This window comes from Moorena sp. SIO3I6, from assembly GCF_010672095.1.
This window is the reverse complement of sequence record NZ_JAAHHU010000037.1, coordinates 14,988-33,819: the sequence shown is the minus strand read 5'-3', so window position 1 is coordinate 33,819 and position 18,832 is coordinate 14,988. Positions and strand designations below refer to the sequence as shown.

Sequence of the window (18,832 nt, the reverse complement as noted above, 5' to 3'; positions counted from 1 at the left end):
TTTTCAGAAACGTTTGAGCGACATTGCTTATGCTTTTAAGGCAAGAGGCAAGAGGCAAGAGGCAAGAGGCAAGAGGGTTTCACGGAAATCAGCGTCAAAAAAGACTGTACCTGATCAGCACGCCTTTGGCGAACAACTAAACAACCAAACAACCTGTAACCTTCAACCAAACAACCTGTAACCTTCAACCAAACAACCTGTAACCTTCAACCAAACAACCTGTAACCTTCAACCAAACAACCTGTAACCTTCAACCAAACAACCTGTAACCTTCAACTGTTTACTAGTTCACTGAAAATGACTTAACCACTGTCTGCAACAAATTTTTCATTTTACCCCAGCGTCGTTCGGTCGTGGAAGCATTGAAGGTGTAGAGCTTGCCACGGTTGACCACCACACTGGCGAGGTTGTGCCGTTCTTGGCTGGGAAGTTGGACGTTGTATTCTAAAAGGTAATAAGTCTTGTCTGCTACCTCACGAGCTTCAGCATTAACCAACTCGGCTGTGCGACCAGAATCGGGAGGAGCAAAGGCATTTTTTTGCAGCTGATACCCCACTTCTGAGGGTGTACCTAAATCAGCAAGGGTCTTGCCTTCCGGCACTGGGCTAATCACCATACTAACATTTTCGGTGCTTTCGATAAGATCGTGGAACACTACATCCGGTCCATCAGTCACTTGGATAGGGACCCAACCGTTGGGATACAAAAACTGATAACCTTTAAGGCTGTCTACATAGCTTTGTAGACCACTGGCACCAGTTGTGCAGCCATGTATAGCCAGACTCAACACTAGCAGCAGTAGTGGTGCAATTTTCTTGAGCATCTCTTTGAGCATCTCTATTGAACGTCAACTCAGCTGCTTAATTGTCTCATCTTTAACTAATCGTACTTGCCTCTATGTATTTTCTGTTACCGGTTGGACACTCACCAGATGTGTGATAGATAGTGAAGTCAAGCTAATAGAGCGATTTTAGACAACTGCACACGGTAACAATTCTGGAAATCATCAGGCTTTGTAAGGAAAATCATGAAACCAACTTATCGAACTATCTCTAGTCTAGGAATTGCCACAATACTGACTGGCTTTACCGCAACTGTCTATGCTCAGCAGCCGCCAATTCCAGTGCCAGTGATTATCCGATCTGAGCCAGATAATCAAGAGCCGACCTCTGAGAAAGAGCCAACTAATACTCAAGCCCAACCTGCCGAAGAGCCACCAGCTAATACTCAAGCCCAACCTTCCCAAGAAAAACCGGCTGATTCTGAAGCCAAACCTTCCCAGCCAGCCAATTCTGAAAAACCCACTGTTGAGAAAGACCCTTTTAATACGGAATTGCCTGTGAGGACTATACCCCGAATGAGTGCTGTGGAATTCTACAACCGGGGCGTGGATCAACTAGATAATGGTAATTATCGAGAGGCAATGGCAGATTTCAAACAGGCTTTGCAGCTGGAACCCTATGACCCTGATATCAACTACAATCTTGGCTACGTCCACCACATTCAGGGGAATTATCAAGAAGCGATTGATAACTACACTGCTGCTATCAAGATTAAAACCGACTATGGTGAAGCCTATAGCAACCGTGGCTATGCCTATTTTGTGCAAAAGAAGTACATCGAAGCGATCGCTGATTTTTCCAAGGCTATTACTCTGACACCCGATAATGATACGGTTTATCTCAGTCGAGGTAATGCCTACTCTGAAATAGAGAACTATTTCCAAGCAATTGCCGATTACGATCGAGCTGTGTCGATTAATCCTAAAAATGCTATGGCTTACTACCAGCGTGGTTTAACTCGTAGTAAGCTCAAACAGTATCAAGCTGCTGTAGCTGATTACACAGAAACTCTAAAAATTGAACCCACTTTTGCCGATGCGTTTTATAAACGGGGTCTAGCAAGCCTTGACCTCAATAAGGTTGAGGAAGCGATTCAGGATTTCAAAAAAGCGGCTGATTTATTCCAAGAACAAGGCAGAACTGAAAATTACCAAGAAGCGATGGAAGCCATCAAAAAGCTTTAATGGCGACCGGACGCTTGAACTGAATTGGCTTTTCAACAGCTTTCTTCTGTGCAGTACCTAGCTCACACCAGAGGCTGAAAAAGCCACAAAGATCAAGCCACTTACTAAAATCAGAGCTGTTACACCCAAGATCAGGTAGTTGCGCTTTTCTGCTGCAGTGGGTGGCTCTGCCTGGTACACTTTTGGCTCTTTAGCAAAATTGTTCAAACGTCCGCCGTCTTCTACTGTATATGGCATTGATTACAACCTTTTTTTACTTTATATATATAAATGTAACAAAGAATGTAACAAAAATTGGTATAACTACTCTTCAGTTTTCCTGATCAGCTTGATTTGTTACGTTAAAGTGTTAATCCAGTCCTAGACCTTGACAAATTATTTGATATATGTATTTATAGCAGTTCTCAGAATCATCAGGTACACAGGTTTTTTTACTACTCCCTACTCCCTACTCCCTACTCCCTACTCCCGCGCAACCCCAAGGGCGTAGTACCTCACCTAATTGAGAACTGCTAGATCAGCTAGGTAATGGTACCAGTGAGGGGTGAGCTAGCACTAGCATAGTTTTTAACTGGAATACGACCAGCTAGGTAAGCCAGACGACCAGCTTCGGTGGCCATTCCCATCGCTTTTGCCATCATGACAGGATTACCTGCTAATGCGATCGCACTATTAATCAATAAAGCATCTGCCCCTAACTCCATGGCATAGGTGGCTTCACTGGGGCTACCTATGCCAGCATCTACCACCACCGGAACTCCAGCTTCCTCAATGATGATTTCAATATTGGCAGCATTCTTGATGCCCTGTCCCGAACCAATGGGTGAACCCAAAGGCATCACCGTCGCACATCCTACCTCTTCTAGGCGTTTGGCTAATAAGGGATCCGCATTAATATAGGGCAAAACGGCAAACCCTTCTTTTACCAGTTGCTCTGCTGCCTCTAGAGTACCAATGGGGTCAGGGAGTAAATACTTAGGATCAGGAATCACTTCCAGTTTCACAAAATTATTGTCTTCTTGACCCAATAGCTTCGCCATTTCCCGACCAAGCCGTGCCACTCGCACCGCTTCTTCCGCCGTTTTACAGCCTGCGGTATTGGGTAACATCCACAGTTTCGTCCAATCCAGGGATTCCGCTAGCCCTTCGTGTCCTGGTGCTTTAGTTTGTACCCGACGCACGGCCACCGTTACAATTTCACTGCCACTAGCCGCAATACTTTTAGCCATTACCTGTTGAGAGTCATACTTACCTGTGCCAGTCATCAGACGAGACCGAAAGGTTTTTCCCGCAATGGTTAGTAAATCCGGTGGTTCCGTCCCATTGTCAGAGTGAGAGTCCCGGACCGTAGCAGAATTATAGTGCAGCACTGGTGTTGAGGAGGAGTTACTAGATACACTGAGATTATGACTAAGATTAGGACTAAGATTAGGAATGCTTTGATTTGAGGCTGGTTGATGGTAAGGTCGGTCGTATCGAAATTGATCTAACAATGGGTCAGACTTTTGCTTCTCAATCAGGTCAGCCAGCAACAAAGCGGTCACCGGAGCCAGCAAAATACCGTAGCGATAGTGACCAGTAGCCAAGCTCAGGTTTTGGCATGGACTAGTGCCAAGAATTGGTAATTGGTCAGGTGTGGTTGGTCGAAATCCCCACCAACACTCATGAATCGAGCAGTGTTGAATTTCCGGATATAGCCGGATAGCTGATTTTAACAAACGGTTAATTCCAGCAGTAGTGTTGTCAGGCTGCCAACCTACATCCTCTACTGTTGCACCAATCAAAATTCGTCCATCTCGACGGGGGACTAGATAAACCTCAGAGCTGAATAACACTCGCTGTAGTGGCAAGGGGTGTTGATAATTTTTAGTGGCTTTTACTGACAGCATCTGACCTTTTTTTGGAGCCACTGGCAAGGGCAATAGTTGATTAGACCAGGCTCCAGTTGCTAGGACATAATGGTCTGCATGGAGTTCCCCTGCGGAGGTTCTAATCCCAGAGACTAAGCGATTGTGTTGCTGAATTGCCTCCACAGCTATGCCTTCACGTAGGTCTACTCCCCATTCTTGGGCAGCCAGTCGCAGGGCTTTACTGAGTGCTTGGGGGACCACCTGAGCATCTTCTGGGTACCACCAACCACCAACCACTTCTGAGCTTAAACCTGATTGATAGCAATGAATCGTATCTTTATCTAACCAGTCAGCAACTCCGGTTTTGTTGCTGACCTGCTGTTGCTGATTTCCTGGTGCCCCTTCATAGACCGGTGCTAAAAAGCCACAGGGCCAATAGCCCGTTGCCACACCAGTCATCTGTTCCAGTTTGGTACACCATTGAGGATACAGTGAGTGGGACCACAGGCCCAAATCTAGCATGGGACCGATGGGGAGCGCTTCTGAGAAGGGTGCCAACATTCCCGCTGCAGCTAGGGTGGCACCTTCTTGGAAATTGCGGGTGACAACAGTTACTGTTGCCCCACGCCGCTTCAGTTCTACAGCGATCGCTAAACCGATAATGCCACCGCCAATAATCAGAATGTCACTTGCTGCTTTCATAGGTTAAGGAGAGTGGAGACTAGGGATTGGGGAAAGTATCAAGGATGAAGTATCAAGGATGAACTATTAAGGAGGAAGTATCAATGAACTATTAAGTATGAAGTGGGAAGTGGGAAGTGTAACTCGTAGGTTGTGGATAACGTTTTTAGTCAACCTTAAGTCCGATAAACCCATTTCTTCCTTCAACCTTTATTGTTCATGCTTTCTACTTCAACCTTTATTTTTCATCCTTTATTTTTCATCCTTTCTCCTTTTCACCCATCCCCTAATCCCCAATCCCTAATCTCTTCCCCAACCTTTTAAACAACTACAGGTGCTGCCCTTTACCATAGAGCTGGTATGGGGTCATTATCTTCGTATACTACTGTACCAGAACTTCCTGTAGTTGCTGAGCTTGCTGTACTCGCTGGAGCACTAGACTCACTGATCACGGTAGTTCCTTGAGCAACAGTATCCTCCTCTGGCTCGGCAAAGGTATTAGTTGTATTTGCCTGTGCTTGTTCGAACGGTTGCTCTGGTTGAATACTCAGTGCTTCCCCTTCTGTAATTGATGGGTCTTCTGACACTTCTGGATCAGTTGGTGTTGCCTCATCCTGGTTCCTACCCAGATTAAAGAAGGGAATGTTAAAGCGAGAAGCCTTTTGTTCCTCAGGTTCAGGAAGTGGTTCTACTTGATTTGCACTCTGGGGAGCCTCTTCGATTTGGCGACCCTTACAAGCACTAACTGCTCCTAGGAGAGCAACCAGGACTAATAATTTGGTAGTTAACCTCATATATTTGTTCATACTCTGATTCGATATCAAGAATTGTGTTTGCATGACTTAATACCTGTGTGTCGAAGTAGGGAATTTACAGATGTGCCCTTTTCGGTGAACACACCCGCCCATAATATACCAGTTGAGTTCTCCGGAGGTCACTATAAAATAAAATTGTTCATTGTCTTGATGCAAAGGGCGAGTGGGGGTTTCCCCCTTTGGCCGACTACATCGCTTTGACCCTATCCCCTTTACCCATCTAGCTGCTCCAACCCTCCACCATTAGTTAAGCACTAGTTAACCATTGCTAAATGTGCCTTAGCTTACATTCTGTTAGGACTGATGGGGATATAGGGTTAACAAATGATGATTTAAAAGCTAACTGCGTCAGTGCGATCGCTAACGTAAGCATTCAGCTATCAGCTATCAGCTGATGGGTTATGGGTTATGGGAAAGCTAAACCTAACAGCTTTTGAATAAAAAAGGTAACCATTCGAATAATGCTGAGTTACGTCATAGCGTCGAAGGCTGTGCCACGCTGTTCCCGTAGCGTGGCCAACGGCCAAGGGCTTTTCCCCAGACTTGAAATTTTTTTTAAGCTGAACGCGCACGCGTGAGCTTTTAGCTGACGGCTGACGGCTGACGGCTGAATGCTTAATCGCTAACTGCTTCTGCTGATATGCAGTTAACTGTTTTAGTAACTGTTTTAGTTAACTTATCTACTTTTCTAGGGTTGCTTAGTGACGGGTAACAGTCAACAGTCAACAGTCAACAGTCAACAGTTAACCACCCGGAATTTAACTATAGCTTAACTTATGCCTTAACTTATGTCTTAAGCTAGGCTAGTTAAGTCTGTCATTCTCGGTAGCATGTCACCTTTGTAATTATGTACATAGATCCCCCCTAGCCCCCCTTAAATAAGGGGGGAATTAGATTCACAATTAACCCTTTTTAAGGGGGAATTAGATTCACAATTAACCCTTTTTAAGGGGGAATTAGATTCACAATTAACCCTTTTTAAGGGGGAATTAGATTCACAATTAACCCTTTTTAAGGGGGAATTAGATTCACAATTAACCCTTTTTAAGGGGGATAATGGGGGATCTGAATCAGGGATTAACAAAATTGACATGCTCCCGTCATTCACTCATTATCTCTATTCTGACTAAACTACACGTTAGCACTACTATGCTTTGGTTGATATTCGCTAGTCTAACAGCTCTTTTTGCTTCTGGCAAGGATTTGACCAGTAAGAGAGGGCTCAAAAATGTTGATGCTTACATTGTTTCTTGGGCGTTATTCTTTTTTTCTTTGCCGGTTTTACTCCCCCTCCTTTTTGTTATTGAAATTCCCGAACTAGGCCGAGATTTTGGCTTAGCATTAATGGTAGGAGGGTCTCTGAATGTGGTGGCCATGAGCTTGTATATCCAAGCATTGAGTCGCTCTGACTTATCCATTACCGTTCCCTTTGTGACCTTCACCCCGTTATTTTTATTAGTGACATCCCCAATCATTGTTGGAGAATATCCTACCCCCTTAGATATGGTAGGGATTATGATGATTGTACTTGGGTCTTATAGCTTGAATTTGAAAGAAAAAAGAAACGGTTACCTCGCCCCTTTTAAAGGGCTACTGAAGCAACGAGGTCCTAAGTTAATGTTAACCGCAGCTGTAATTTTTAGTATTACGTCCAACCTTGATAAGGTGGGGGTACAAAATTCTTCACCAATATTTTTGGCAATTGCACTGCATACCTTTATTGCTACAGGTATGGGAGTGATTATGCTGTATAAATCAAGAGGTAAATTAAACCAAATTCCAAAATACTTACTGTCTATAGTTCCTATTGGTTTCTTTCAGGCTGGAGCAATTTTGTGCCAAATGACAGCTCTCGAAATGACCTTTGTTAGCCACGTGATTGCTGTTAAACGCATGAGTGCTTTAATTAGTGTAATCTTAGGATGTCTAATTTTTAAAGAACCGGGAATTCAGGAAAGAGCAACTGGAGCAGCAATTATGGTATTGGGAGTTTTACTGATTAGTTTATCGGGACATTAGGATTGGGTTTTAGGGAAAAGGGAGCAGGGACTTCGGAGCAGATGTAGGGTGGGCAGTGCCGATTAAATCTATTACAACCTGATATTATCCGTCTGAACCACTGCCCACCCTACGATTAATTTATTCCCGATTCCCGATTCCCGATTCCCGTTCCCCTCCTGGGAGGGGTTAGGGGTGGGTTCCGATTCCCGATTCCCGATTCCCGATTCCTTATTTATTAATAAAAAAAAATTCCCAAACCCCTTGACAATTAGTCAATAAATTAATATATTAATATTATACCTAGTTCAAACACGGAACTCCAAATGACTAACAACATTAATCCCAACTCAGATGACAATCTCAACAATCCTAATTCCCCAGAAAACTCTGGTGACCAATGCCGTAAGTGCAAAAAAGCCAAGCACGTCTTGGTCGGTACTCCTGAACAGGTTCGCAATACCATTAATGCGGTGTATGCCCTTAAGTATGCACACCCGGACGAATGGAGCACTCCGGAGCCTACCGGAAAACCTGGTCAGGTGATGACGTTTTTCATTCGATACTTTTATGTAGACTAGGATAGGAATTTGCCAGGGATGAAAATCCCTGGCCCACAGGAATCGTGAGGGTTATGTTGCGAAAATTGTTTTGTGAAGCAGGATGAAGCAGTATGAGTTGGGATGTTGTTGGTTTCCAGTAGTTGCTGAGTAATTCAACAACAATGTCATAGTCGATTTGGAGTTGTTATCATATAAGTACAGCTAAAGCTGTTCTTGTGGCATATTCAAAACTTGAATGCGGTCAAGAATTGGGTTTAACCAAACTTGACCGATTTTTTTTAGGAAGTCGGGAATCGGGAGTCGGTAGGCCAAATATAGCAATTCTGTTTCCCATGAGGTACAAAGGGATTCGTATAATATACAATACAATGTAGTGCCCTCTAAATAGTCTGATATGTCTGAAGGAGTGCAAGACAAGTGCGAATCAGCAGGGAGAGACTGCAATATCCCTAGGTTTATTAAATTAACGTAGACGGGGTTAAAGGATCTATGCTGAGAAGGTTGATATGGTCAAAGATCGGTTTCATTTTGTTGTTAGAACTGCTTTAGAAAAAGACAACTGGACGATTACGGCAGACCCTTACGAAATTAGGATCGATGATGTCTATTTTGATATTGATTTAGGAGCGGAAAAACTATTAGCAGCAGAACGAAAAAATCATAAAATTGCTGTTGAAGTCAAAAGTTTTATCAGCCCATCCAAGGTTTCGGACTTTCATATGGCATTGGGGCAATTCCTCAACTACCGAGATGCACTGGCAAGGATGGAAGCCAATCGCCAGCTTTATTTGGCTGTGCGAGAGCCAATTTATGAGAGTTTTTTCCAGCGATGCTTCATCATGGCAGCAGTTGATCGTTATCAGATTAGATTACTAATTTATGATGTGAAACAGGAGGTAATTGTTCAATGGCTGTAGAGCAATATCGCCAGTATATTCGACATCTTCTTTCCGAACGTGCTCAACGGGCTTCACGGCAAACAATTGCACCAGAGTACGAGGTTCAGACTGTCTTTGATACAGAGCAGGATCACTACCAACTGCTCTATGTTGGTTGGCGTGGCAATAAACGTGATTTTGGCTGTATTTTACATGTTGATATCAAGGGTGGAAAAATTTGGATTCAGCATGACGGCACCGAAGAAGGACTTGCCAACCGATTAGTGGAAATGGGAGTTCCAAAACAGGATATTATTTTAGCTTTTCATGAACCTGAAGTACGCCAGTATACTGGTTTTGGTATAGGTGAAGGGATTGTTAATTAATCTAATCGTAAGCATATGCGCTACGCGCACGCTACTTGAGGTGCTATCAGCTGTCAGCTGTCAGCTAATGCGCTACGCGCTTGACCGATTTTTTTTAGGGAGTCGGGAGTCGGGAGCCCAACAGTCACTTACCCCTTCAACGGTTACATTCAAGCATAAGATTGACGGATTACTTGTATCTTCCCACTAGATACAGTTTCGGGTTTTGGACTGACGCTAATTTCAATAGTTTGACCTAATGCTACCAAAAAAAATAATAGCTTTTCCAAGGAAAACCCTTGCAAGCGACCATTTTTTAAATCCATGAATTGAGGAGGCTCAATTTTTAAAATCATAGCTACATCTGAATCAGTCAGTTGTCTTTCATCAATCAGATCGTAAATGAGTGAAGCTAGTTTAACCTTAGCCAACTTTTCTTCAGCATTAATAAATCCTAAATCTGCAAAAATGTTACCTGAGCTTACAGTATAATCTGGCATTATTTTATCCTTGGTGCTATTAATCTTGTTGTTTAGCAATATCTTGTGCTTGTTTTAGGCGTTCTTTAATTAAATTCATAGTCTGCTTTGGGGTTTTAATACCTGTTTTTGACTTTTTTTTAAAGGCGTGGAGAACATATATAGTATTCCCAAGTTTGACAGCATATACTGTTCTGTAAGTATCTGTTTTATAATCGGTGACAATTTCTAACACTCCATTTAATCCTTTCAAAGGTTTAATATGAGGATGATTTTTGTTTTTTTGAACCCGATAGAGAATGTAACCAACTTCATCGATGACATCTTCAGGAAACCCTAACAGTTCCTTTTTTGAAGGTCCCACCCAAATAAGATTTTTCAGTAATTCATCTCCCATGTTGACATTTGGCATCTAGATCGTAAAGTTGCTCTTGTTGACTTTTTTGTGGGTAAACCCTATTGGCAGAGACGATTCTGGCATTAGCTTGATCTCCCTTAAGCAAAAGAAATTGACAGAACACTTTTCCCTATAGTACCTAGCAACATTCATGAGCGACTGCATCAACAAAGAATCAACTATTATTACTACTCCCTACTCCCTACTCCCTACTCCCTACTCCCTACTCCCCACTCCCTCCAACCGCAGAAAATGCATATTTCCCCCTTCATCCCCTGCGACAATGGTGACATCATCCGGTGCAACGGCACAACAGTTGATAGCACTTTCTCCAGTAAACTTAGCAATAACTTCCCTAGTCTCGAAATCCCACACTTGGAGTGTTTTATCGGACGATGCAGAAATCACTAGCTTACCGTTGGATGTTACCTTGACCCGATTTATCGTATCCGTATGACCTGTAAAGGTAAAGATTTCCTCTCGCTTTTCCAAATCCCAAATTTTGATAGTATTATCCTTGGAGCCAGACACGACGTACTTACCATCAGGGGTTACGGCGAGAGTATTGACTGAATCGATATGACCTATCAGGGTGAAACATTGCTTTCTAGTTTCTAGATTCCAAATTTTGATTGTTTTATCCTTGGAGCCAGAAACCAAATACTTACCATCTGGGGTGATAGCTAAACTAGTTATCTCCTGGTGATGACCTTTGAGGACAAAACGTAATTTTTGGGTTTGGAGATGCCAAACATTAATATTGCTGTTAGTTGAACCAGAAATTACATGGTTGCCATCTGGCGTGATTGATATAGTTGTTAGAGAATCATAAAACACGAATACTAAGCATGATACTAGTATTAGAATTACAGATAATACCAAGTAAATCAATATTTTACATAACCACGGTAATGGTAATAAATATATAAAAAATCTTTCCCAAGAAAATACTAAAAACGATAGACTAGCAATAAATATTAAGAAGCCTAAAACTGAAAATAACCATTGCGAAGTAGTTCGTAAATCAAAACTATGAGTTTTTCTCTTTAAATCCCAGGCAGTTAAAAAATGATAAGAATATAGTAGCAAATTATTCTTATTCACACAAATTAGCTTTTTAGTTTGCGTAAAACCTATAGCAATAATTTTTTTATTGTTTAAATACGGAGTTGATTTTATATCTGATTCGAGCTCTGATTCGAGCTCTGATTTATTGGTATATTTTAAATTTTTGATGTACTTAGATTTTTTAAAATAATCTTTAAAAGGTTTAACAAAAAAGCTAAGAAAATGAAAATTAATTGTAATAATAGATAACGGCACATAAAGAAAAAGTATCATTATGACTATTATAGCAGATATCATCATATTTATAGTTATTGTCCATATAAATATATTGTTAATTTTATCTAAAAAATATTTGTTTTGAGCTTTGCGTTTATCAGTCGATAATCTAAAAAATGGTTTAATTTTTGCTAAATTATAAACTGTAACAAGGTTAGAGGTTAAACTAAAAATAGCTTGCTTACTATCAGGAGTAATTATTACATCATTTACGGATTTATTATCATATATAACTTTACTATATTTTTCTACTGATTCTAAATTCCAGACTTTGAGTGTTTTGTCCTTGGAAGCAGAAATTAACGTTTTACCATCCGGAGTAATTGTGATAGCATAGATTGATTCATTATGACCATTCAAAGTGAAAAATTCTTGCCCAGATTTTGTATCCCATACTTTTATATTTTTGTCTAATGAAGCAGAAATAATTCGTTTCTCATCAGGCGTAAAGGCAAGAGAAACTATCAGATTTCTATGTTGATAATACCAATTAATATTTTCACTTTTTTTTTCAAATTCTTTGATCACCTTATTTGTTTTTAGATCCCACATTATAATAGTAGAGATCCTACTATTATAATTTTGAGTTATTAGCTCACAGCCAGCAATCAGTATATTAGCATCAGAATTAACTGCGATTGCATCTACTTTATATAATGAATAATAAGATTTATAAATAAGTTCGTAAAGCATTTTACCGCTTTCTAAATTCCAAATTTTAATAGTTCTATCATCTGAACCAGAAATTACGCGATTATCACAGGTAATCGCAACAGTTCTCACTATGTCTCTATGACCTTTTAGGGTTAACTCTTCTTGCCCAGTTTCCAAATCCCAGACTTTGATAGAGTCATAGTTTGCAATTGATGCTGAAACCACTTCCTTGCCATCAGGAGTAACCGCTACAGCAACTACAGGGAGACTATGACCATTAAATCTCAGTATTTCTTTACCTGTTGCTAAATTCCAGACCCTAACCGTATTATCAGAGGCACCAGAAATTACCCTGGTGCCATCAGGAGTAACCGCTACAGCATTTACTGGAGAAGTATGACCTGTTAATGTTCTAATTTCTGCACCTGTATTCAAATCCCACACTTTAACCGTGTGATCCGATGAACCAGAAATTACCTTGGTGCCATCTGGTGTGACAGCAACTGCATTTACGGAGTCACCATGACCACTTAGGGTAGATAGTAAGGGTCCATTAGGGGGATTTAAGGTAGCTCTCAGGCTACGCAAACAAGTGGTATTAGTTTGCGGTATCTGTTGTAATAATCGTTGAATGTCTGGGGTATCAAAATCTACTAAACGCCCTGACAGTTGCCCTGCTAATTGGGTTGGATCTTGAATTAAGATATGTGTTGATAGTCGCAAGGCTCCCTGAATTAACTTCAGTGATGTTATCGTTTGCTCGCTGTAATCTGGATGAGATACGTCTATATCATCAATCAAATCATAATCTTCAATCAGTGCCTTGACGCCAAATTGAGGATGAGTAATTTTGGCTTCGATAAACTCATAATTACTCAACAAAAGACATAATTCATTAAGTTTATCACTTTCTAACCACAAACGCGGAAGATCACCCAAGAAATGCTCTATTTCTTCTGGTGACTTTTTTTCTAAACAACTGCGAAGATTACTCATAATTTAAGCGGTATATCTCACTTTTGCTGCTTGACTCGGTAGGTGGAATGGGCATCTTGCCCGTTACAATTTTCGGGCTGGCTGTCAAAACCAAGCACGAAGAGGCGGAAAATTAGAGCGACCGCCCCTAACGCACCCTACAAAACTCATAACTCCAGCCCTTCTGTCATATTATCCGCAATTTCAGCACTAATATTAGGTAACATCACGCCTGCTACTTGAACAATATCCTGTCGATGCAAAAAATCTCGGAAACTTTCGTGATAAAATCGATAACGTGGTGGTTGATAGTTTTCTTGTTTTTGTAAAAATTGCTGCCATCCATCAAGCACTTCCTGCACTGTGAATTCATCTTGCTTAGAATAGTTGGCAATTGTTTGACGAGAAGCCGGACTACTTAAGGCACACATCACATAAACAATTTTAATTTTATCTCTAGGTAAAGGCTTGGTTGTCATCCCCATCAACTGCCAATGGTTTTCATAATAGCCTTGTAAGCCTACGGGTAATTCATTCAAAGGTTTATCATTATAAAATCCATCGGCTATGGCTGGCAACACACAGCGCAAATACATAAAGTTATTTTCGCTTTTTACGGCAATTTGTTCTACAAATTCCTGATTAGAGAGGGAAGGTTGCTGCTTAATCCACTGACTCAAACCCTGTTTATACTCCCCATGTTCCAGCAATTGCGAAATATACTCTTTTACATCTCGATGGCTTTGTTGAGACTTTTTCCTTAAATCCAATTCTTGGCTTGGTGTAGCGGGGGATAGCTGCAGCCTTTTCTGATTCAGATTATAGGGTCTTCTGGTCAGGATAAAATAAACACGGTCTGGCAAAATAGTCGGTAAGTATAAAAGATTACCAGCTCCCTCTTGGTCAACTTCATCTAAAGCATCTACAACAATCACCAACCGTTCACCGGCAGATAAGTTTTCTCTAACCTTAGCCAACAAGGTTGATAAATCAGCATCTTGAGCATCTGACAACTGGTAACGGGTGATCAATTGTTGACGGATTTTCCTTAGGAATAATTCTGGACGATTCATGCCCTCAGCACGACTATTAAAAAAACAAATAGCGTCTGGATTATCTAATACATATTTAGCAGCAATGGCGCTTTTACCCATCCCAGCATCACCAATAACAGTAAAGTAGCCATGAGTAGTGTTGCTGAAAAAGTCTTCAATAGCCTTAAAGACAAACTGACGTCCGCAAAATAAGTCAGTTTTGTCTTGAATAAGTTGTTCAAACTCTGGTGGTAACTGCTGTTGAGGCTCCCAGTCTTTTTTGTCAACGATATCAGTTGGTTTAATCTTTAGAACGTTACAAATATTTCTAACTGCCCATCGTTCCACTCCATGGGGACAATCTTTAGTGCCAAGCAAGCGCTTAACGGTATCCACAGAGACACGGGCTTGCTGTGCTAGTTTCTCTTGAGTTAGTCTAGCGTCTTTGTAAGCTTGTTTGAGTCTGGCTTTACCTTGCTGACTCGATCGCACTTTGTCAGATTCGAGCATTTTGATTTTAGGGAGTCGGGAGTCGGGAGTCGGGAGTCGGGAGTCGGGAGTAGGGAGTCGGGAGTAGGGAGTCGGGAGTAGGGAGTCGGGAGTCGGGAGTTATGTAACTCGTGGTTACTGGGAATTTCACCAACTAGGGCAGATAGGTTTTTCTTGATTAACCTATTTGCCCTAATCTATTTTACACAGGACTTACGCAACGCCCCCTAAATCCCCCAATTCTGGGGGACTTTGACTTGATTACCCCCCAAAATTGGGGGGCAGGGGGGCAAAACCGACTAACTTCGTAAGTCTGATTACAGCAATAGGGCAAAGCCTAACATCAACTCAACCCATCTGCCCTTGCTGTAGATAGTTTCCTCTGAATAGGATACGAATATCAGCAGCCAACGATAGAAGATTGAGGAGAGCAACAATGACGTTTAGTTTTTCTAAGAAGCCACAAAATAACGATGACTACCGTAATATCAAAGAAGAAATCATCCGGGAATTATTACGACAAGTAAGACATAGTTACAACCTTGCTCTTGGTGTAACTGCTGCATCCGCGTTGATGACTTTATTTGGTGTCGGATTGTTTTATAGTAACAAAGTGTCGGAAGCAAGCCTGACCGCATCGGGGGGAGTTTTGGGGACTATTACTAGTGTCCAATTCGCCAAGGATTCACAGGAAGAATTAGAGGAAATGATGGAGAAGTTGTTAGATGAAACAGGGGATTAGTGTGGGGAGATAGGGAGATGGGGAGATGGGGAGATGGGGAGATTTGTATTAATGGTAGTGGTAAAATCCCTATATACTTTCTTGCCTATTGCCTATTGCCTATTGCCGGGTGCATCTCCTAAAAGCTGTTTGATCCGGTGGTGCGTTACTAACGCACCCTACGCAACATTTACTGTTCCCTGTTCCCTGTTCCCTGTTCCCTACTTTTATAAAATGTTTACCTTTCAATTCACCAACTTAGAACATTCTCGTTGGGTTACCTCATGGCGATAGCGAAACATTTGCTCTAATTGCAGCGTTACTAACCAACCAAACATTTCTTCCACTAACGCTCCTCCTGGTAAAGCAAATTCAATGGAATCAGTTAGCCGAGTTTTCTGGTCTTCTGGAATAAATTGATGGCGATGAACCCAATAGTCAAAGGGTCCTTCTTTTTGTTGATCACTAAAGAGTCGGTATTGCTCATACTCGGTATGAACAGCATTCCATTGTAAGGGAATTAGACCAACAAAAATCCGAAATTCCGAAACTGCTCCAATCCCTAAACCTCCCTCACGACGGATCACCTGGATTGGTTGCCAGGGTGGAGTGAGCAGGTCGAGAATATCATCTCGCTCATGAAAGTTCCAAACTATGTCAACTGGTGCATTGATCACAGTAGAATAGTTAAAGTGCAGCATTATAGCAGTTTTAAATTGGGTTAGGTAGTTTCGTCTTGGGTTTTAGGGAGCAGGGAGGAGGTAAGAGGGAAAAAATCCTGTGTACCTTATATCTACAAGTTATCAATAAATATAAAACGCTGGTTTGGAGACTATAGCCTGTCAACCTTCAACTTATCAACCGGTCAACCTTCAACTTGTCAACCTTCAACTGATCAACCGGTCAACCTGTTAACTTATTAATAGGTAAAGCTGTAAACGCGATTGACCGTAGGTCACGCTACGCGATTGACCGTAGGTCACGCTACGCGATCGCAAAGTTAGAGCTGGTAACCAGAGTCATTCCAACCATAAATTGGGTCTCTTGACTGCTCTTTTTGCCGATTTTTTCTGACCTGAGTTGCTCGAATCAGGGTTTGCCTGACAATACTGACCAGGTTATACCATGTTATTTCCTGATTTTTGAGTAATTCCCGGATTTCTTGCAGAGCCAGTTTAGCGGCTAGAGATTCAGTTTCTTCTTCTGGTCTAATTGGTGTAGAAAGCCTGATCGGGTCTCGTTGCACCGCAGCAAAGGCTTGACGCACAGTAGTGGTAATCTGCTGCCTTAGTTTTTTGTGTCCCTTTAACTGCTGCTGACGCCTCCCCTCTTCACAGGAAGCATACAGAGGTGGTAAACGATTGAGGGCGTAGGTAGCCACTTCTACCTGGTTTATATACTTAGCTAGCTTTGGGGAAAGTCGAGACTTTTGAAGCTCTATTTCCTGAGCCACTAAGATTTCCATGACATTTTGATAGTTGATTGCTTGATGTAATCGATGTGCTTCCATGACTTAACCAATTTATTGCAATAAATAAAAAGTCTTTGACGAGTGGCAAGATCAAAGATGGCAAGGTGAAAGACATTTTGTTCTGCCTACCCAAGCACCAGATCGTCAAATCCCCTAGTTGGGGTCACCGTTTCTGAGTAACCAATTTATTGAACTCCTGTTGGATTAGCTCTGAGCTTCTACTACTGTAGTGAAGCACTTATAGATAGCTTTTATTTATCCTGTCAGGAACTCTCAACAATAGCTCTTTAGTATTTTTTTTGGTTTGAGCTTAACCCTACACCTGGCCAGGTGACTCTGGTACCCACATCTGCTACCCAAATCTGGTACCCACAATAGTAACTCATCTTTTGCTTTCCGCCTATGATATAGATCACAGGCAAAAGCCACGGTTGCGATCGCAATCCTAATTCTGAACCAGTCGCATTTTGTATAAATCTAGTCCTAATTACTAAGTACTGAGGGGTTGATCAAAGTTTTTACTTGTTACAAATTCCCTAGGATTGCTAGAGGGATAATCATGTGTTATAATTCAAAGGTTTGTTGATTTTTTTGACGACGCTGGATAATATTTTCAGATACTTCTAAATCGACCTGGACTTTTCTAATTGCTAGGTCTACCGGTAATCCTCTGAGATACCAGCGGTATACCCTGGCTAAGGTAGATTCATCGGCATCAGCCATAGCCGATGCGATCGCATCTTGAACAGGACTAGGTACCATTTCCTTTAGGGTGGGGAATCGCTTGCTAGTAAACTCATCCCGACCACTTTTTAAATTAAGGAAATCTTTAAATTTAGCATTTTTTCCGAGGGCAATCAGCTCAGAGATCTGGTTAGCAAGTTTTGGTACAGGTTTAGCCTTGGGCAACTCAGAGAACTGATCAGCAAGTTTTGGTAAAGAAGGTTGAACCTTGGGCAACTCAGTTGCTTTCTTTCTTACAGCGTTAACCCCTTTGCGTTGATCCATAGCCTGATTCGCAACGGCATCGGCTTCTGAATTCTGTGCTCGGGGAATCCACTCCAATTGAACAGAGTCAAACTGATTTAGCAATGACTTAGCCTTGGTCCATAAGGGTCGTAAGTGGGGTGTTTTAACTCTCCAGGTACCTTTAAGCTGATTGATAACCAGTTGAGAATCTCCTTTTAGCACTACCTGCCCAGCACCGATTTCTAAGGCTTTCTCTAACCCAAGAATGGCTCCGGTATATTCGGCCTCATTGTTGGTAGCATGAGGAAAAAATTGACTAACGCTAATGGTTTTAGCTCCCGGTTGTTTAATAACAGCAGCAGCACCAGCTATGCCAGGATTCCCACGAGACCCCCCATCAAATAGGATAGTAAGCTTGCTGTTAGTCTTCTTAGCTGTTAAGTTGACTGATTGGTTGTTCATATAATATTCGCTTTTGCGTTCACCCAGCGGCTCCTACAGAGCATCGCAAAATGCCTCTGAAGAAGGGAAGCATATATATATAAGGTAATAGACTCAACTAGCGTATGTGGAGAGATGGGGTGTGGGGAGATGGGGAGATGGGGAGATCTCATAAGGGTAGGTTTTTTACAAAGGGGCGAGTAGGTACTTTGATTACGTAGAAATTCCTCAAAATATGTATCAAAATATACACTATTTTCCGGGATAATTCTCTCCATTTCCCGCTTTTCCCGATTCCCGACTCCCGATTCCCGACTCCCGATTCCCGACTCCCGACCCAAATGTAAAAAACCTACCCCTGTGAGGATGGGGAGATGGGGAGATGGAGAGATGGGGAGATGGGGAGATGGGGAGATGGGGAGATAGGAAATATTTTTATAGCGTTTCTGATATTTATCAGGTACAGTCAATTTTCTTCCCCCCTCAAGATGCAGTTGCTAATGGGACAAACCACAACCGTTGCTGATGGGGAAACCGTCTCAGGTCGGCGCTGCATCTGTTGTGGAAAATTCTTCCCACACTCCCCTCTCTCCCCACACTCCCGATTCCCGATTCCCGTTCCCCTCCTCGGAGGGGTTAGGGGTGGGTTCCGATTCCCGACTCCCGACTCCCTTTTCATAGT

Annotated in this window: 24 protein-coding genes and 1 pseudogene; 11 read left to right on the top strand and 14 right to left on the bottom strand. The window is 42.0% G+C overall.

Translation table 11 applies throughout. From position 1 onward, the window contains the following. Nucleotides 1-13: 13 nt before the first annotated feature. Entirely contained in the window at nt 14-181 is a 168-nt protein-coding gene (locus F6K49_RS13610) for a hypothetical protein (protein WP_293048285.1), read from the top strand. A 102-nt stretch (nt 182-283) separates the two neighbouring features. On the opposite strand, the gene psbP is transcribed toward F6K49_RS13610, so the two are convergent. Then, nucleotides 284-823, bottom strand: coding sequence for a photosystem II reaction center PsbP (gene psbP / locus F6K49_RS13605; RefSeq protein ID WP_293028483.1), 540 nt, complete (start codon nt 821-823; stop codon nt 284-286). Between the two features lie 204 nt (nt 824-1,027). Here psbP and F6K49_RS13600 point away from each other — a divergent pair, with 204 nt between their 5' ends. Beyond that, nucleotides 1,028-2,026: a tetratricopeptide repeat protein gene (locus tag F6K49_RS13600; RefSeq protein WP_293028485.1), complete on the top strand. Its 999-nt coding sequence runs from the start codon at nt 1,028-1,030 to the stop codon at nt 2,024-2,026. Between the two features lie 57 nt (nt 2,027-2,083). Here F6K49_RS13600 and F6K49_RS13595 read toward each other — a convergent pair whose 3' ends face one another. Further along, on the bottom strand, nt 2,084-2,263 hold the full coding sequence (locus F6K49_RS13595) for a ssl1498 family light-harvesting-like protein (RefSeq protein ID WP_293028487.1): 180 nt from the start codon (nt 2,261-2,263) through the stop codon (nt 2,084-2,086). A 130-nt stretch (nt 2,264-2,393) separates the two neighbouring features. Between F6K49_RS13595 and F6K49_RS13590 the strand changes: the two genes are divergently transcribed. Further along, complete coding sequence (locus F6K49_RS13590) at nt 2,394-2,516, top strand: hypothetical protein (RefSeq protein ID WP_293028490.1); 123 nt, start codon at nt 2,394-2,396, stop codon at nt 2,514-2,516. 31 nt (nt 2,517-2,547) lie between these two features. Here the strand turns inward: F6K49_RS13590 and F6K49_RS53350 are convergent, their stop codons facing one another. The 3 genes and pseudogenes from F6K49_RS53350 to F6K49_RS13580 all read right to left on the bottom strand — a co-directional run bounded on the left by F6K49_RS53350 (nt 2,548) and on the right by F6K49_RS13580 (nt 5,351). After that, entirely contained in the window at nt 2,548-3,321 is a 774-nt protein-coding gene (locus tag F6K49_RS53350; RefSeq protein WP_365940440.1) for a thiazole synthase, read from the bottom strand. 219 nt (nt 3,322-3,540) lie between these two features. Further along, a pseudogene (thiO, locus tag F6K49_RS53345) lies at nt 3,541-4,578 on the bottom strand (glycine oxidase ThiO); the annotation flags it as partial. Nucleotides 4,579-4,901: 323 nt separating this feature from the next. Further along, entirely contained in the window at nt 4,902-5,351 is a 450-nt protein-coding gene (locus F6K49_RS13580) for a hypothetical protein (protein ID WP_293045234.1), read from the bottom strand. Between the two features lie 1,170 nt (nt 5,352-6,521). On the opposite strand from F6K49_RS13580, the gene F6K49_RS13575 reads away from it, so the two are divergent. Next, nucleotides 6,522-7,391 carry a DMT family transporter gene (locus F6K49_RS13575; RefSeq protein ID WP_293097310.1) on the top strand — a complete coding sequence of 290 codons (870 nt, stop codon included), beginning with the start codon at nt 6,522-6,524 and terminating at the stop codon, nt 7,389-7,391. 305 nt (nt 7,392-7,696) lie between these two features. Then, on the top strand, nt 7,697-7,951 hold the full coding sequence (locus F6K49_RS13570) for a hypothetical protein (RefSeq protein ID WP_293045230.1): 255 nt from the start codon (nt 7,697-7,699) through the stop codon (nt 7,949-7,951). 183 nt (nt 7,952-8,134) lie between these two features. On the opposite strand, the gene F6K49_RS13565 is transcribed toward F6K49_RS13570, so the two are convergent. Next, nucleotides 8,135-8,302 (bottom strand): hypothetical protein, encoded by a 168-nt coding sequence (locus F6K49_RS13565; RefSeq protein WP_293097307.1) that lies wholly within the window; start codon nt 8,300-8,302, stop codon nt 8,135-8,137. A gap of 137 nt (nt 8,303-8,439) precedes the next feature. Between F6K49_RS13565 and F6K49_RS13560 the strand changes: the two genes are divergently transcribed. Together F6K49_RS13560 and F6K49_RS13555 are read left to right on the top strand one after the other, a co-directional pair. After that, complete coding sequence (locus F6K49_RS13560; protein ID WP_293045226.1) at nt 8,440-8,850, top strand: element excision factor XisH family protein; 411 nt, start codon at nt 8,440-8,442, stop codon at nt 8,848-8,850. After that, nucleotides 8,841-9,197, top strand: a complete 357-nt coding sequence (locus F6K49_RS13555) for a XisI protein (protein WP_293028519.1) — start codon at nt 8,841-8,843, stop codon at nt 9,195-9,197. The genes F6K49_RS13560 and F6K49_RS13555 overlap by 10 nt, the downstream gene beginning before the upstream one ends. A 149-nt stretch (nt 9,198-9,346) precedes the next feature. On the opposite strand, the gene F6K49_RS13550 is transcribed toward F6K49_RS13555, so the two are convergent. From F6K49_RS13550 to F6K49_RS13530, 5 genes are all read right to left on the bottom strand, one after another. Beyond that, nucleotides 9,347-9,676, bottom strand: a complete 330-nt coding sequence (locus tag F6K49_RS13550) for a helix-turn-helix transcriptional regulator (RefSeq protein WP_293028523.1) — start codon at nt 9,674-9,676, stop codon at nt 9,347-9,349. Between the two features lie 19 nt (nt 9,677-9,695). Next, nucleotides 9,696-10,052 (bottom strand): type II toxin-antitoxin system RelE/ParE family toxin, encoded by a 357-nt coding sequence (locus tag F6K49_RS13545; RefSeq protein ID WP_364300724.1) that lies wholly within the window; start codon nt 10,050-10,052, stop codon nt 9,696-9,698. A 216-nt stretch (nt 10,053-10,268) separates the two neighbouring features. Further along, nucleotides 10,269-13,046 carry a hypothetical protein gene (locus tag F6K49_RS13540; RefSeq protein WP_293097304.1) on the bottom strand — a complete coding sequence of 926 codons (2,778 nt, stop codon included), beginning with the start codon at nt 13,044-13,046 and terminating at the stop codon, nt 10,269-10,271. Nucleotides 13,047-13,192: 146 nt separating this feature from the next. Then, entirely contained in the window at nt 13,193-14,569 is a 1,377-nt protein-coding gene (locus tag F6K49_RS13535; RefSeq protein ID WP_293097301.1) for an AAA family ATPase, read from the bottom strand. Nucleotides 14,570-14,576: 7 nt separating this feature from the next. Next, entirely contained in the window at nt 14,577-14,699 is a 123-nt protein-coding gene (locus F6K49_RS13530; RefSeq protein WP_293097298.1) for a hypothetical protein, read from the bottom strand. A 285-nt stretch (nt 14,700-14,984) separates the two neighbouring features. Here F6K49_RS13530 and F6K49_RS13525 point away from each other — a divergent pair, with 285 nt between their 5' ends. Together F6K49_RS13525 and F6K49_RS13520 are read left to right on the top strand one after the other, a co-directional pair. Next, nucleotides 14,985-15,290 (top strand): hypothetical protein, encoded by a 306-nt coding sequence (locus F6K49_RS13525; RefSeq protein ID WP_293097294.1) that lies wholly within the window; start codon nt 14,985-14,987, stop codon nt 15,288-15,290. 33 nt (nt 15,291-15,323) lie between these two features. Continuing rightward, nucleotides 15,324-15,563, top strand: coding sequence for a hypothetical protein (locus F6K49_RS13520; RefSeq protein ID WP_293083238.1), 240 nt, complete (start codon nt 15,324-15,326; stop codon nt 15,561-15,563). Here F6K49_RS13520 and F6K49_RS13515 read toward each other — a convergent pair. From F6K49_RS13515 to F6K49_RS13505, 3 genes are all read right to left on the bottom strand, one after another. Then, on the bottom strand, nt 15,515-15,970 hold the full coding sequence (locus tag F6K49_RS13515; RefSeq protein WP_293046102.1) for an SRPBCC family protein: 456 nt from the start codon (nt 15,968-15,970) through the stop codon (nt 15,515-15,517). The two genes, F6K49_RS13520 and F6K49_RS13515, sit on opposite strands and share 49 nt — an antisense overlap. A gap of 299 nt (nt 15,971-16,269) precedes the next feature. Beyond that, a complete protein-coding gene (locus F6K49_RS13510; RefSeq protein WP_293028373.1) occupies nt 16,270-16,779 on the bottom strand; it encodes a late competence development ComFB family protein in 510 nt (169 codons plus the stop codon). A gap of 525 nt (nt 16,780-17,304) precedes the next feature. Next, nucleotides 17,305-18,171: a ribonuclease HI family protein gene (locus F6K49_RS13505; protein ID WP_293097289.1), complete on the bottom strand. Its 867-nt coding sequence runs from the start codon at nt 18,169-18,171 to the stop codon at nt 17,305-17,307. Nucleotides 18,172-18,532: 361 nt separating this feature from the next. On the opposite strand from F6K49_RS13505, the gene F6K49_RS13500 reads away from it, so the two are divergent. Both F6K49_RS13500 and F6K49_RS13495 read left to right on the top strand, forming a co-directional pair. Next, a complete protein-coding gene (locus F6K49_RS13500; protein WP_293097286.1) occupies nt 18,533-18,676 on the top strand; it encodes a hypothetical protein in 144 nt (47 codons plus the stop codon). Next, on the top strand, nt 18,676-18,831 hold the full coding sequence (locus F6K49_RS13495) for a hypothetical protein (RefSeq protein WP_293097282.1): 156 nt from the start codon (nt 18,676-18,678) through the stop codon (nt 18,829-18,831). Before F6K49_RS13500 ends, F6K49_RS13495 begins: the two co-directional genes overlap by 1 nt. Nucleotide 18,832: the final 1 nt, after the last annotated feature.

Bases quoted from the DNA above. Each gene is read 5' to 3' on its own strand.
- F6K49_RS13495 (WP_293097282.1), top strand. From the start codon at position 18,676: ATGGGGAAACCGTCTCAGGTCGGCGCTGCATCTGTTGTGGAAAATTCT.
- F6K49_RS13600 (WP_293028485.1), top strand. From the start codon at position 1,028: ATGAAACCAACTTATCGAACTATCTCTAGTCTAGGAATTGCCACAATA.
- F6K49_RS13570 (WP_293045230.1), top strand. From the start codon at position 7,697: ATGACTAACAACATTAATCCCAACTCAGATGACAATCTCAACAATCCT.
- F6K49_RS13515 (WP_293046102.1), bottom strand. From the start codon at position 15,970: ATGCTGCACTTTAACTATTCTACTGTGATCAATGCACCAGTTGACATA.
- F6K49_RS13520 (WP_293083238.1), top strand. From the start codon at position 15,324: ATGGGGAGATTTGTATTAATGGTAGTGGTAAAATCCCTATATACTTTC.
- F6K49_RS13580 (WP_293045234.1), bottom strand. From the start codon at position 5,351: ATGAGGTTAACTACCAAATTATTAGTCCTGGTTGCTCTCCTAGGAGCA.
- F6K49_RS13500 (WP_293097286.1), top strand. From the start codon at position 18,533: ATGGAGAGATGGGGAGATGGGGAGATGGGGAGATGGGGAGATAGGAAA.
- F6K49_RS13555 (WP_293028519.1), top strand. From the start codon at position 8,841: ATGGCTGTAGAGCAATATCGCCAGTATATTCGACATCTTCTTTCCGAA.
- psbP (WP_293028483.1), bottom strand. From the start codon at position 823: ATGCTCAAGAAAATTGCACCACTACTGCTGCTAGTGTTGAGTCTGGCT.
- F6K49_RS13545 (WP_364300724.1), bottom strand. From the start codon at position 10,052: ATGGGAGATGAATTACTGAAAAATCTTATTTGGGTGGGACCTTCAAAA.
- F6K49_RS13525 (WP_293097294.1), top strand. From the start codon at position 14,985: ATGACGTTTAGTTTTTCTAAGAAGCCACAAAATAACGATGACTACCGT.
- F6K49_RS13560 (WP_293045226.1), top strand. From the start codon at position 8,440: ATGGTCAAAGATCGGTTTCATTTTGTTGTTAGAACTGCTTTAGAAAAA.
- F6K49_RS13550 (WP_293028523.1), bottom strand. From the start codon at position 9,676: ATGCCAGATTATACTGTAAGCTCAGGTAACATTTTTGCAGATTTAGGA.
- F6K49_RS13535 (WP_293097301.1), bottom strand. From the start codon at position 14,569: ATGCTCGAATCTGACAAAGTGCGATCGAGTCAGCAAGGTAAAGCCAGA.
- F6K49_RS13505 (WP_293097289.1), bottom strand. From the start codon at position 18,171: ATGAACAACCAATCAGTCAACTTAACAGCTAAGAAGACTAACAGCAAG.
- F6K49_RS13595 (WP_293028487.1), bottom strand. From the start codon at position 2,263: ATGCCATATACAGTAGAAGACGGCGGACGTTTGAACAATTTTGCTAAA.
- F6K49_RS13510 (WP_293028373.1), bottom strand. From the start codon at position 16,779: ATGGAAGCACATCGATTACATCAAGCAATCAACTATCAAAATGTCATG.
- F6K49_RS13575 (WP_293097310.1), top strand. From the start codon at position 6,522: ATGCTTTGGTTGATATTCGCTAGTCTAACAGCTCTTTTTGCTTCTGGC.
- F6K49_RS13540 (WP_293097304.1), bottom strand. From the start codon at position 13,046: ATGAGTAATCTTCGCAGTTGTTTAGAAAAAAAGTCACCAGAAGAAATA.